A 12,570-nucleotide genomic window follows, 5' to 3' on the forward strand; every position below is an offset into this window, starting at 1 on the left:
TTTTGGAGGCCCGATGATGCTATGTTTATGGGGCAACCAGTCGTTAGGGGGATGCGATGGAGATAGGCGATCTGAGGGAGTTTATCGTCCTCGCTGAAGAGCTGAACTACACAACTGCGGCCGACAGGCTGTTTCTCTCGCGCTCCTCGCTCACGAAGCACATTCAGGCGGTGGAGAGCGAGTTGGGGGTGCAGCTGCTCGAGAGGAACAACCGGTCGGTTTCGCTGACGCGCGCCGGGCGGGCGTTCCTGCAAAAGGCGAGAGCCGTTCTCTTCGCGTACCATGAAGCCGTGGAGACGGCGAGGTCCGTGGCGGCAGAGGACGTCGAAAAGCTCAAGGTGGGCTACCTCTTCGCGACCGCCGGGGAGATATTCCCGCAGATCTGCGCCGATTTCGGGACCCAGAGCAACGTTCGCTTGGAGCTGCGCTCGATGGAGGTGGAGGAGATCTGGAGGGGCGTGACGAAGGGCGAGATCGACCTGGGCCTGACGATCAGCATGGCTGACGGCATTCCCCACAAGTGCAACTACATCGAGCTCTTCGAGGATCGGTTCGGCATCGTCGTGACCGCCGCGCATCCGTATGCCCAGCGAGAGAGCTTGACCTATGACGACCTGAGGGGCATGTCGCTCTTCGGGCCTCATCCGCGCTACCTTCCGCTGCACGAGAAGATCGTCAGCAGGTACTTCTCCGTGCATGGCGGCGATCTGGAGGTCGTGCCCGAGATCAGGGACATCGGGTCGATCTGCCCGGCGCTTGCGATGGGCGCGGACGCGGTTTTCTCCGTGGGGCATATCGCCCGCCGCCTCGGGGAGCATTTCGCCTTCGTTCCCCTCGCCGACGTGGAGGAGAAGCCCGTGGTGGTTCTCGCGTGGCGAAAGGACAACGAGACGAGCGAGCTGCTCGAGTTCACGCGCTGCATGAAGTCCCGATTCGAGCGATGCCAAGAGGATCGATAGGGCTTTCTCGAAAACCGCGCTGCTCTCGGCCCGTTGTTTCCAAAAGGGAACAGCGGGCCGAAATGCAGAATGCCATCAGACGCTCCTATAATGAGACTACTCGAGGGGAAGTCACGTGACAGCTCAACAACGAATTCGGCCGCGCACCTGCGGTCTTGGGACTGCTTTGCCCTGGTGCCGGATGCGCGCCCGAAATCGCTCGAGATCTCTGTTGAGAGCAAGCGAGAAAGGAGAGTCATGAGCTTTATCGCGGACAAGACCGTCTATAAGTCCATGGGCTTTTGCGGAGTTGGCGACGGTGCGAATATCGCGAACATTGACGTGAAAGACGGCAAGGTGGTTCGCATCAGGCCCGTGCACTACGACGAGCTCTACACCAAGGAAGAGCTCAACTACTGGACCATCAAGGCTCGCGGTTCCCAGTTTGAGCCGGGGATGAAATCGCTGCTTCCGCCTCTGTCCCTGACCTACAAGAACAGGATCTACTCCAAGAACCGCGTTCCCTACCCGCTGAAGCGCGTGGACTGGGATCCGAGCGGCGAGCGCCATCCGGAGACGCGCGGCGAGTCAGGGTACGAGCGCATCTCCTGGGACGAGGCCCTGGACATCGTCGCCGATGAGATCAAGCGCATCCACGACACGTACGGCCCCGCGTCCATCCTGTGCCAAGGCGGCGGGCATGCGGAGACCAAGAACGCAACGGGGACCCATGGCGTTCAGACCGCGATGTTCAACACGCTGGGCACGGGCTGCGTGGTTCAGGCGCGCAACGCCGACAGCTGGGAGGGCTGGTACTGGGGCGGCAAGTACGTGTGGGGCAACGACCCCGTCGGCGAGCAGGTCCAGCTGACCAACGTCCTCAAGGACATCGCCGAGAACTCCGACGCCGTGCTGCACTGGGGCTGCGACCTGGAGACGACCCCCTGGGGTTGGGGCGGCCAGCTGTCGAGCCGAACCGCGTACTGGTTCACCGAGATCGGCATCAAGCAGATCTTCATCTGCCCTGAGCTGAACTACTCTGCGGCGATCCACGCGGACAAGTGGATTCCCGTGCTGCCCAACACCGACGCTGCGCTGCAGCTGGCCATCGCCTACGTGTGGATGACCGAGGGCACCTTCGACCGCGAGTACCTGGAGACGCACACCGTCGGCTACGACCAGCTCGAGCGCTACGTCCTGGGCGAGGAGGACGGCGTCCCCAAGACCCCGAAGTGGGCGGAGGAGAAGTGCCACGTCCCCTCGTACACCATCAAGGCCCTGGCCCGCTACTGGGCGAAGCACAGCGTATCCATCGGCCACGGCAACGGGGGCGGCTACATCCGCTCGTGCTTCTCCCATGAGCCCGCTCGCCTCGAGATCTGCCTGCTGGCCATGCAGGGCGTCGGCAAGCCGGGCGCCAACCAGTTCAAGTTCCTCGAGAAGTCCCTGTTCTACGACCCGACGGTGAACCCCTATCCGCGCCCCGAGGTCATTCCCTCCACCTTCGCGTGCTTCAAGGGCGCTCTGCTCGACGAGCAGATGCTCGGGAAGAACTTCGTCCCGCAGACCCTCATCCCCAATGCGATCGGCGGCGAGAAGTTCGACTGGTACGGCCACACCATGTGCACCTTCGGCATCGCCGACCAGCTCAAGCCCTTCCAGTTCCCCAACCCGGGCAACCAGCCCATCCACATGGTCTGGTCCACGGGCCCCTGCTGGCAAACCTGCTGGAACGGCGGCTTCCGATTCCAAGACGTCATTCGCTCCGAGGCCGTTGAGTGCTACATCGTCCAGCACCAGTGGATGGAGAACGACACCAACTTCGCCGACCTCATCCTGCCCGTTACCACCAAGGTCGAGGAATACGACCTGAACAACGACATCGAGAGCGGCCAGTTCAACATGATGTACCTCGAAGAGCCCGCCATCGAGCCCTTCTGCGACGCGCGCAGCGACTACGCCATCGTCTGCGGGGTCGCGAAGAGCCTTGAGCGCTTCGGCGGAATCTACGCCGGCCTGCACGACAAGATCACCGAGGGCCTCACCGACGAGGAGCTCATCAAGCGCGGCTACGAGATGTCGGGCATTCCCTTGAACCAGATGCCCTGGGAGAAGTTCAAGCAGCAGAAGCTCTGGATCTCCCCTACGGTCAAGGGCTGGGAGGACGAGCCCGCTGGCCTCATCGGCTTCTACGAAGACCCCGAGGCCCATCCCTTCTCCACGCCGTCCGGGAAGATCGAGATCTACTCCTCGCTGATCGCCGACAACTTCCCCGATGACGTGGAGCGCGGCCCCGTGCCTCATTGGGTGGAGGAGAGCCCGCTCCACCACGAGCGCATCACCTCCGACCGCGCCCAGGAGTATCCGTATCTGCTCATGTCCAACCATCCTCGCTGGCGCGTTCACGCCCAGCATGATGACTGCATCTGGCTCCGCGAGATCCAGACCTGCAAGGTCGTCGGCCCCGACGGCTACGCGTACGAGCCCATCTGGATCAACCCTGCCGATGCTGAGGAGAAGGGCCTGAGAAACGGCGACATCGCCGAGCTGTTCAACGAGCGCGGTCGCGTCCTGGGCGGCATCATCGTCACCGAGCGCATCATGCCCGGCGCCCTTTACCAGGACCACGGCGCCCGCGTCGACACCATCGTCCCCGGCACGGGCGGCCTTGACCGCGGTGGCGCGAACAACATGATTTGCCCGTCGGCCACCACCTCCAAGAACTGCGCCGGTGAAGTCACCAACAGCTTCTTGGTCGGCATCAAGAAGGTGGACGTTTTCGAGCTCGCAGAGCAGTACGCCGAGGCGTTTGGCCGCGAATACGACCCGGCTTGCGGCCTTGTCGCCAGCGCGCGCATTGAGAAGGAAGAGGGGTAGACGGCATGAAAGCCTTTGTAATCGACATCGCGAAATGCAACGGTTGCCACAATTGCCAGATCGTCTGCAAGGACGAGCACTGCGGCAACGACTGGTCGCCGTATGCGAAGACCCAGCCCGATACCGGCCAGTTCTGGTGCAGCGTCGAGGAGCGCGTGCGCGGCACGGTGCCGCTGACGAGGATCAGCTACATCCCGCACATCGGCGCCCAGACTGAGGCCCTCAGGGAGTATGCGGGCGAGGTCCTGCTGCCTCGCGAAGACGGCCTGATCGTCATCGATCCCGAGAAGGCGAAAGGCCGCGAGGACATCGCCGAGAAGTTCGAAGGCGTCTACTGGAACGCCGAGCTTCAGATTCCGCAGGGGTGCACGGGCTGCGCCCACCTGCTGGACAACGGCTGGACCGTCCCTCGCTGCGTCGACGCATGCCCGACCGACGCCTTGCGCTTCGGCGACGAGGACGACCTCGCGGATGAGATCGCGCAGGCGACGAAGCTCGACGAGGACTCCCATGTGTACTACTTGAACTTCCCGAAGCGCTTCATCGGGGGCACGGTCGTCGACCTGGAGGCAGACGAGGTGGTCATCGGCGCTGAAGTGTACTTGAAGGACGAAGCTGGAAAGGTCGTCTCCCTTGCACGTACCGACGATTTCGGCGACTTCATCTTCAAGCAGGTGGAGCCCGAGGCTTATCGCGTGGAGGTAAAGGCGCACGGGTTCAGCAAGAGGGCCCTTGATGCCGACGTCCGCGCGCTGGACCTCAATCTCGGCACTATTGATCTGAGCGCGTAAAGGCGAACGGGTGCGGTTGGCATCGACCGCACCCCATGAGAAGGAGTGATCGTAATGGTCTTTAAAGGTCCTGCCGGTTTCCAGCGTATCGTCTACATCATCATGAACGTCGTCATGGGCATCGTCATCACCGTGTGTCTGAACGTGCTGGTGCTCCATGCTCCCATTACGGTAGACGGAATGCTCACCAGCTGCGTTTTGAGCTTCGCCGTCGGCTATACCGTAAGCGACCTCGTTCCTGCGATGGACTGGGGCCGGGCCTTGGCCGCGAAGCTTGGCTTGAAGCCGGGAAGCCTCGGGACCCATCTGATTTCCAGCGCGGTGCTGGCTTTCTTCATGGGCACCCTGATCCTGTTCTTCTGCTCGCTGGTCAACGTGCTGTCCGTCGGCGGCATCCAGGGCGTGCTCGGCTTCTTCGTCATGGGCTATCCCATCGTGTTGGCGGCGGCTTTCGTGGCGATAGCCACGTGCGTGCCGCTGGCGATGAAGGCCGCTGCTGCCATCAGCGGCTTCGATCCCACGAAGATGCCCCCTCAGGCCGAGTAGCATCGGGCTCGGAAGCAAGGCGGCTGGGGCTGCGGCAAAAGCCCCGACGAGAAAGCGAGCCCCCTCGGGCTCGCTTTCTCTCTCACCGGCTCTCCGCCTCGTGCGTGAGGGCGCGTTTGCAAGCGGGGCGCCTTTTGGCAAGGTCCGCGCCCTGCCGCCGCGCCGACGCCGTCGTTGCCTACGCGTTTCCGCCGTCTTCGGAGAACTCGCCCTTCAGGAAGCCTCGCACCACGCATGCGGCAGCGCCGGCGGTTGCCGCAAGGCCGATCAGGGCGCTGGCGGCGACGGGGAGCTCATCGCCGGTTTTGGCGAGTTTCGTGCCGGCCGGCTTGAGCGTCACCGTCTCCTTGCCGCCGTTCGCACCCGCACCCGAGCCTGAGTTGGTGTCGGGCGTCGTGCCAGCATCGGGCGTCGTGCCGGTATCGGGCGTGCTGCCGCCGCCACCCGTGCCGCCCGTATTACCGCCGCCCGCGTCGCCGCCCTCACCGGGCTCGGGCGCAGAAGCTGAGGAAACGACGACCTCGGCGGTCGGCCGCTGAGCGTATCCGGCAAGGTACGTCACGACGTAGGTGCCCTCGATGGCAGGAACGAAGCGGTAGCTTGCATGGACAGACGCCAGCAGCGCACCCTCGGCAATCGCAGCAGCTCCAGCCGCCGTCCTCATCAACTCAACTGCTTGCCCGTTGGGGTCCGTCACTTCCGGCACTGCCTGGAGCTTCGTGCCGGCAGCATCGGTGAACAGTACGTCCGGCACAAGGTAGGCCTGGCCTACGGTGGCGGTGCCCATCTCCTCGGCGCTCGGAGCCTCCGCGGCCTGCGCTACGGGAGCCGAGGCCATGTAGAGCAGGGCTGCCTGCTTCCGGTTGGCAATGTCGGGCGTAAGCTTGGCGAAGGCGACCTTGCCCACCATCGGGTGCTCCATGGCGCCCGTGGCGTTCACGTCGGCCCCCACGAACCAACGCTTGATGTCGGCCTTGGGCGCGGGGATGGAGCCCACATTCCGCTTCTGCGATACCAGCTGGCCGTTCAGGTAGTACTTCATGGTCTCGCCGTCGTAGGTCGCCATCACGTGCGTCCACGTGTTCAGCGGCACCTCTCCCTCGGTGCAGACGTAGTTGTTTCCATTTCCCACGTTGGTGTAGTGCTGAAGCTTGGGGGCGTAGTAGCTCAAGTCCTGTCCCACGTCCGACGCGCTGGAGAACAGGTCGAAGTAGCCGTTCGTCGGATTCGCCGTGAACTGGAACAGCACTTCGATGGTCTCGGTCTGCGCGATGGCGGCGTAGTCCTTGTCGGCGAACTCATACCCTACGGCCGACTCGCCGTCGAACAGCGCAACCGGAACCCCGAAGGCGCTGTCTGTCTCGTAGGTCAGCTTGCCGAAGGGCACGGCGGCATGCGGCTTGGCGGCACGGTCATCGTGCGCGCCGGTGGCAAAGTCAAGGTGAAGCAGCGGGGCGGCCAGCGCGGACACGACCTTCTCGGCGGTCGTGAACTCCGTCTCGCCGACAAGCGATTCCTTTCCGAACGCGCTGACGGCGTAGGCGCGCAGCACGTATGCGGTGTTTTCCTCGAGCTCCGCGCCGAACAGCGGACGTTCGAACACGGCCGGCTGGTTGACGTCCGCCTTGTAGTAGTCGGACATGAAGCGCGCGTCGAACACGGGAGCGTCCGGGGCAGACGCGCTCGCGACCGTGACGCGGTAGGAGATGATTACGTCGTCGCTCACGCCCGAGGCGTCGGCGGACACCTTGTCAGCTGTCAGCGCGAACGAGGCGCCCTTGTCGCTGATGGTCTCCTCGGGTACCGAGACGGAGGCGCCTTCCTTTACCAGGGGCGGCTTGGCCGCCTGCTTCATGCCGGCATGCGTGTACTGGAAGCCGTCGCGGCCCTTGGAGGGAACGATCACCCAAGGCTGCCCAAGGGCGGCGCCGTTGCGGAAGTCCAGGCGGTGGATCGTGACGGCATGCGTTGTCGTGTCGATCTCCACCAGCTCGCACTGGCTGGCGTCTTGCCCGGCGGCGGGGTGTCCGCCGCCGTCTCCCATCTCGTCCAGACCGTCGCCGCTCATCCAGAAGTTGTTCGAGAACGTGGCGGTCTGAATGAGCGTGAAGCCGTCGTCCTGGTAGATGGAACGCGGGTCGGCCATCGGAATGTGCGTATGCCCCGAGAAGTGGATGATCTGATGGTACTTCCCGGCAAGCTCCTGGTAGAAGGCGTTGTCGTCGCCGCTTCCGTCAGAGCTGTCGGTGCCGAACTGCCCGTTCCAGCTGCCGCCCGTGCTGTACCAGACCGTGTTGCCGAAGGGGTGGTGCGTCATCAGGAAGACGGGCTTGTTCGCATCTTCTGCCACTGCGGCGGCAACGCGCTCGCGCACCCAGTTCTGACGGTCGCCGTACCAGCTGTTGTCAGCGCCGCCCGGAGACGGCGAGAGGGCGATCACATGGTAGCCACTGCCAGGAGCCTCGGTGCCGCCCACGACGAAGTCGCAATCTATCTGGCCCTCGTTGGCACCGCCGGGGATCTGGAACGAGCCCGTCACCTTCAGCTTCGACGACAGGAACTCCTTGAACTCTGCCTGAGCCTTCTCCTTGTCGCCTTCATGCTCGTAGTACTCGTGGTTGCCCATGACGATGCCCACCGGGCTCTTCGCATGCGCGTTCAGCAGCTTGGCCAGCTCGTCGTATTCGCCCGCCTTGCCTCGGTCTGCCGAGTCGCCCACGAAGAAGTGGCCGTTGAACTGCGGTGCCATGCTGTAGATGGCGCTGAAGGCGGCGGGCACCTTCTCGGAGTAGGCGTTTTCCACCTCAGCGCCCACATGCGTGTCGCTGTGTACGGTAAAGCGCACCTTGCTGCCGGAGAGCGTCGGCCATCGTGGTGAGCTCGGTGCCGTGAACGCAGCTGCGGCATCCTGGTCGGGGAAGACCAAGAGTCCCCCAGCAGCGCAAACGCCGGTGACGGCGGCCAGCTTGAGGAACGTTCGGCGTGACACGCCGAACGTTCCCTGATCGTATGCAGCTTCGAGATCATTCATGGCAGTGCCCTTCTCCTTCACGTGCGTCTCCTTTGCTCTTCTCTTTTCTTCGAACGGGATGTCGGATGAGTCTGCCGTGCGTGTTCTGGCAGAGGCACCAAACGCGTGCGCCTCAGGCGCTTTGATCGCGCCTGCCTCGCCTTCGCGCAGCGTGGAAACATCGTAGGGAGGGAACGTCAGGGTGAATTCAGGGGAGCGAAAATACGCTCCAAGGCAGGGGCAAAGTTCGCGTAAAGAGCGCGTGCCGTGCGTGGGGTTCTCGTAAGAGGAGCAGGAAGCGCCTGTCGTCCGCCTCAGCTTCTTCGACGTTTTCGCCTTCCCGTATCATCATGAGCGCACGAACCTTCCTTCCATGCCGTCCTGAGCGCGCGAACCTCCCGTCCTACGCCATCCCGAGCGAGTGGCCTCTCCTCTCGTGTCGTCCTGAGCAAGTGAAGCACCCTCCCTGCGTCACTGATAATCGTTACGGGATCTCGCCCTTCCGCTTCCACCGAATCGGAAGGGCGGTAACCTACGTTGCGGGGACGGCGCGGTGGCTCGCACTGTGTCCGACGCCCGAGGGCTGTCTCATCCTGAGCGAGTAGCCTCTCCTCTCATCCTGAGCGAATAGCCTCCTCTCTCGTGTCGTCCTGAGCGAGCGAAGCACCCTCTCGTGTCATCCTGAGCGGAGCGCCCGGAGGGCGCGAAGTCGAAGGATCTGGCCCCGGGCGAAAAGCGGAAGCATTGAGGGGTTCACCCCCGAGCGCAGAACGAAAGCATTGAGGGATTCACCCCCGAGCGCAGAACGAAAGCATCAGGGAATGTGCAAAATGTTTCACGTGAAACATTTGTTTGCTCGCGCCCTTGCTTTTGGCAAACGCTTGTTCTATCATAGCCTCACTTGTTGAGAAAGCGGGGTTGTGATCGTGGCGTCGGTTGAGCGCGTCATACTGGGCATTGACCCGGGTCTGGCTAACACGGGCTGGGGCATCGTCGAGCAGCGCGGCGCGCGGCTTTCCTGTGTGGCGTACGGGTGCGTCTCCACGCCTGCGAGCCAGCCGCTCGCGGAGCGCCTCCTGAAGATCCACGACCAGGTCGGGGCGGTGGTGCGGCGCTTCGGCCCCACCTGCGTGGGCATCGAGACCGTGTGGTTCGGCCAGAACATCACGGCGGCCTTCGCCACGGGGCAGGCGCGCGGCGCGGCGCTCGTGGCGTGCGCGGAAGGCGGGCTCGCGGTGGGGGAGTTCACCCCGCGCCAGATCAAGCTCGCGGTGGTGGGCACGGGCTCGGCCGAGAAGGAGCAGGTGCAGTACATGGTGCGCCAGCTTCTGCAGCTCGAGCAGGCGCCGCAGCCCGACCATGCGGCCGACGCGCTGGCGGCCGCCATCTGCTACACCACGCACGACGGGTTCGCGCGCGCCGAGAGGCGCTTCGACGAGCTGGTGGTGAAGGCGGAGGCGGCGCAGGCGGCGCGCGATGCGCAGGCGCGTCGGGCGCGGCAGCGCAGCGGCGCGGCAGGCGGGGAAGGTGGGGCGTGATGATTGCCTTTTTAAGCGGAAGGCTGGCGGGGAAGACCCCCAGCATGGCGTATGTCGACGTGAGCGGCGTGGGATACGCCGTCTCCATGTCGGCGGCGGCGCTCGCGAAGCTGCCTGACGTGGGCGAGAGCGTGTCCGTGCTCACCTACCTGCAGGTGAGCGAGAGCGGGGCGGCGCTCTTCGGATTCCTCACGCAGGAGGAGAAGGCGCTGTTCGAGCGGCTGATCACGGTGAGCGGCGTGGGGCCGAAGGTGGCGCTCGCGGCGCTGTCAACCTTCTCGCCGCGCGCCCTGGCTGACGCCGTCGCCGCCCAGGACACCTCGCTGGTGGCGAAGATTCCCGGCGTGGGCAAGAAGACCGCCTCGCGCATCATCCTCGAGCTCAAGGGCTCGCTCGACGCGGGGGCCGAGAGCCTGTTCAGCACGGCATCTGATGAGAAGTCGGTGGTCGAGGCGCGCCTGAGCGGGGCTGCCGAGGCGCTGCTGTCGATGGGCTTCACGTCGGCCGAGGCGGACCTCGCGCTCAAGGGAGCGCCCGAGGGGGCCACCGAGGCGGTGCTGCTACAATATGCGTTGAAGCGATTGGGAAGCCGATAGGGGTTTATGGACGACAGCGTACGCATAGAGGGAATGGTGTTCGAGGCCGCGGCAGGCGGTTCGGACGGTGCGCGCGGCGAGGCTGCGGCGGGTGCTGACGCGCGCGCGCGGACGGTGACGCCCGAGCTCGTGGAGGACGACCTGGCGCTCGACCGCTCCCTGCGCCCGAAGCGCCTCGAGGACTACCTGGGCCAGACCAAGGTCAAGGAGTCGCTGGCCATCCTCATCGAGGCCGCGCAGGCGCGCCATGACGTGGCCGACCACATCCTGTTCTCGGGCCCGCCGGGCCTCGGCAAGACGACGCTCGCCACCGTGGTGGCCAACGAGCTCGGCTCGAGCATCCGGACCACCTCCGGCCCCGCCATCGAGCGCACGGGGGACCTCGCGGCCATCCTCACCAACCTCGAGGAGGGCGACGTCCTGTTCATCGACGAGATCCACCGCCTGAATCGCATGGTGGAGGAGGTGCTCTACCCCGCGCTCGAGGACTTCGCGCTCGACATCGTGGTGGGCAAGGGCCCGGCGGCGCGCTCCATCCGCCTCGACATCCCGCGCTTCACGCTCATCGGCGCCACTACGCGCACGGGCCTGCTCACCGGCCCTCTGCGCGACCGCTTCGGCATCTCGTTCCGCCTGCAGTACTACACGCCTGAGGAGCTCAGCGCCATCGTGTGCCGCTCGGCGGCCATCCTCGACGTCGACATCGACCAGGAGGGCGCGCTCGAGATCGCACGCCGCAGCCGCGGTACGCCGCGCCTGGCCAACCGCATGCTCAAGCGCGTGCGCGACTGGGCGCAGGTCTGCGCGGACGGCGTCATCACCGAAGACGTGGCAGCCCAGGCCCTGAGCTTCTTCGAAGTGGACAACTTGGGCCTCGACGCAGTGGACAACCGCATCCTGGAGATCCTCTGCGTCCAGTTCTCGGGACGCCCCGTGGGCCTCACCACGCTGGCCTCGGCGCTCTCGGAGGACCCCGACACGGTGGAGGACGTCTACGAGCCCTACCTCATGCAGCAGGGCCTCATGATGCGCACGCCGAAGGGGCGCCAGGCCACCGCACGCGCGTGGGAGCACCTCGGGCTCATCCCGCCCGGGGAGGGGAGGTAGCCATGTTCGAGCAAGACTATCTGCTTCGCATGCTCGTGGACTTCGCGGCGGCCATCCGCCGCTCCATCGAGCGCGCAGGCGGCCAGCAGGACCCGTCCGGCGCGGCGCGCATGCTCGAGGAGGCGATCGGCAGCGCCGTCGACATTGACGGCGGCGTGCTCTTGTCGCTCTCGCCGGAGTCCATCGCGAGCATCCTCGAGGTGTCGGGGACTGACCCGCACGTCACCGAATACGTGGCGCGCTCGCTTCTGCTCGCGTCCGAATACCATGCCCAGGCAGGCGAGGCGGAGCTCGCTGAGCTGCGCCGCGGGCAGGCGCTCGCCGTCGCCGACGCCTACGGCCACGACCTCTCCGCAGCGTTTGACTTCGAGGCTGACATCAAACTTTAAGCTTGCTCAAAGACCCACGTCAGACGCTCATTTTGGGGAGTCGAGAAACCCCGGAGGCTTCGCAAAAAAACACATATTGTTTACGATGATTCCCCGCAGGAAACGAGTCGAAGTAGCGTATAGTGAGAGCATGTCCAAAAGAAGAGAGGACAAGTGTTGCCGCCATGCAGCACGTGTACATATCTCCCCAATTCCGGGGAGAGGAAAGAGGAAAAGATGGCGGAAGGTACTGTTAAGTGGTTCAACCCGGAGAAGGGTTACGGTTTCATCTCTCAGGCAGACGGCGAGGATCTCTTCGTCCACTTCTCTGAGATCCAGATGGACGGGTTCAAGACGCTCGACGAGGGTGCTGCGGTGTCCTTCGACGTAACGACGGGTCAGAACGGCAAGCTCCAGGCGAGCAACGTCGTCAAGCTGTAAACTCAAGTTCGATCACAGACGCAAGCGGGCCTGCGGTAAGTCGCAGGCCCGCTTTTTTGCGCTCGGGGCCAGATCCTTCGACTCGCTTCGCTCGCTCAGGATGACACGGGGGGGGAGGCTGCTCGCTTAGGATGACGCGGGGGTGCGATGCTTTCACCCATGCGGTGTGGTGCGTGCGTGGTGCCGCGTGGGGCACGGGTGTGCTCCGTGCAGGCGCGGGCCGTTTGCGTTGTGTCACTGATAATCGTTACGGGTCTCGCCCTTCCGCTTCCACCGAGCCGGAAGGGCGGTAACCTACGTTGCGGGGACGGCGCGGTGGCTCGCACTGTGTCCGACGCCCGAGGGCTGTCTCGAGGAT

The 12,570-nt window shown here is 64.5% G+C and carries 10 protein-coding genes; 9 read left to right on the forward strand and 1 reads right to left on the reverse strand.

Features of this window, described 5'->3' with window-relative positions; all coding sequences use genetic code 11:
- Window positions 1-56: 56 nt before the first annotated feature.
- The 4 genes from G7Y50_RS07965 (at window position 57) to G7Y50_RS07980 (ending at window position 5,152) form a co-directional block, all read left to right on the forward strand.
- Complete coding sequence (locus G7Y50_RS07965; protein WP_165054294.1) at window positions 57-959, forward strand: LysR substrate-binding domain-containing protein; 903 nt, start codon at window positions 57-59, stop codon at window positions 957-959.
- Between the two features lie 237 nt (window positions 960-1,196).
- Window positions 1,197-3,815: a molybdopterin-dependent oxidoreductase gene (locus tag G7Y50_RS07970; protein ID WP_165054291.1), complete on the forward strand. Its 2,619-nt coding sequence runs from the start codon at window positions 1,197-1,199 to the stop codon at window positions 3,813-3,815.
- A 5-nt stretch (window positions 3,816-3,820) separates the two neighbouring features.
- Complete coding sequence (locus G7Y50_RS07975) at window positions 3,821-4,606, forward strand: carboxypeptidase regulatory-like domain-containing protein (protein WP_165054288.1); 786 nt, start codon at window positions 3,821-3,823, stop codon at window positions 4,604-4,606.
- A gap of 54 nt (window positions 4,607-4,660) precedes the next feature.
- Window positions 4,661-5,152: a hypothetical protein gene (locus G7Y50_RS07980; RefSeq protein ID WP_165054285.1), complete on the forward strand. Its 492-nt coding sequence runs from the start codon at window positions 4,661-4,663 to the stop codon at window positions 5,150-5,152.
- A 178-nt stretch (window positions 5,153-5,330) separates the two neighbouring features.
- Here the strand turns inward: G7Y50_RS07980 and G7Y50_RS07985 are convergent, their stop codons facing one another.
- Entirely contained in the window at window positions 5,331-8,183 is a 2,853-nt protein-coding gene (locus G7Y50_RS07985) for a metallophosphoesterase (protein WP_165054283.1), read from the reverse strand.
- A gap of 905 nt (window positions 8,184-9,088) precedes the next feature.
- On the opposite strand from G7Y50_RS07985, the gene ruvC reads away from it, so the two are divergent.
- From ruvC to G7Y50_RS08010, 5 genes are all read left to right on the forward strand, one after another.
- Window positions 9,089-9,700 carry a crossover junction endodeoxyribonuclease RuvC gene (gene ruvC / locus G7Y50_RS07990; RefSeq protein ID WP_165054280.1) on the forward strand — a complete coding sequence of 204 codons (612 nt, stop codon included), beginning with the start codon at window positions 9,089-9,091 and terminating at the stop codon, window positions 9,698-9,700.
- Complete coding sequence (ruvA, locus tag G7Y50_RS07995; RefSeq protein WP_165054277.1) at window positions 9,700-10,296, forward strand: Holliday junction branch migration protein RuvA; 597 nt, start codon at window positions 9,700-9,702, stop codon at window positions 10,294-10,296. Before ruvC ends, ruvA begins: the two co-directional genes overlap by 1 nt.
- A 6-nt stretch (window positions 10,297-10,302) precedes the next feature.
- Window positions 10,303-11,403, forward strand: coding sequence for a Holliday junction branch migration DNA helicase RuvB (ruvB, locus tag G7Y50_RS08000; protein WP_165054274.1), 1,101 nt, complete (start codon window positions 10,303-10,305; stop codon window positions 11,401-11,403).
- 2 nt (window positions 11,404-11,405) lie between these two features.
- Window positions 11,406-11,792 carry a hypothetical protein gene (locus G7Y50_RS08005; RefSeq protein WP_165054271.1) on the forward strand — a complete coding sequence of 129 codons (387 nt, stop codon included), beginning with the start codon at window positions 11,406-11,408 and terminating at the stop codon, window positions 11,790-11,792.
- Between the two features lie 216 nt (window positions 11,793-12,008).
- Complete coding sequence (locus G7Y50_RS08010) at window positions 12,009-12,212, forward strand: cold-shock protein (protein ID WP_165054268.1); 204 nt, start codon at window positions 12,009-12,011, stop codon at window positions 12,210-12,212.
- Window positions 12,213-12,570 lie beyond the last annotated feature (358 nt).

This window comes from Adlercreutzia sp. ZJ176 (assembly GCF_011038975.1).
GTDB lineage: Bacteria > Actinomycetota > Coriobacteriia > Coriobacteriales > Eggerthellaceae > CAAEEV01.